General features: G+C 60.2%; 1 protein-coding gene. It reads right to left on the bottom strand.

Annotation, left to right across the window (positions count from 1 at the left end; genetic code table 11):
* Nucleotides 1-112: 112 nt before the first annotated feature.
* The coding region (locus RRF55_RS27220; RefSeq protein ID WP_139788376.1) for a carbohydrate porin at nt 113-538 on the bottom strand (426 nt) is incomplete at its 5' end.

The following is a 538-nucleotide window of genomic DNA, read 5'->3' as shown; positions in this document are numbered from 1 at the left end:
CGTAGGCCGGATAAGGCATGTATGCCGCCATCCGGCATAAATGGAGCGCACCAGTTGTAGCCCGGCTAAGCGTAGCGCCAGCCGGGAACGCTCCTTCGGCAACGCTATCGCATCAGAACCACGCCTCAAACATCCCGCCGACGTTCAGCGAATCCAGCTGCTGGTCCTGGGTGCCGTTAACCTTCGCGGTATGCTCGTTGTCCACCTGGCCGCCGGTCACGTAGAAGCGCAGCATCGGGCGGAACTCCGGCCCCATGCCGATGGCGATGTTCTGCGACAGCGTCAGCTTCCAGCCGTGGTTATCCCCGCCCTGGTCGTAATCCACGCGCTGGTAGCCCGCTTCCAGCCAGGTGGAGTGCACGTCGTTCCAGAAGTACATCGGTCGGACGATGGCGCCGTAGTTTTTACGGTTGTCGGTATTATCTTTGCCGTTGTCGTAGTCATGGAAGGCCAGCAGATATTCCACCTGCGCCTGCTGGGTGAACTTATGGCTGCCCTCGAAGCTGGCGTAGACCGTGGTCAGGTCGTCGGTTTTGTT

The organism is Klebsiella sp. K47 (assembly GCF_051858335.1).
Taxonomy (GTDB): Bacteria; Pseudomonadota; Gammaproteobacteria; order Enterobacterales; family Enterobacteriaceae; genus Klebsiella; species Klebsiella pneumoniae.
Note: the sequence above shows the minus strand (reverse complement) of the source record. Positions and strands in the feature narration are given on the sequence as shown.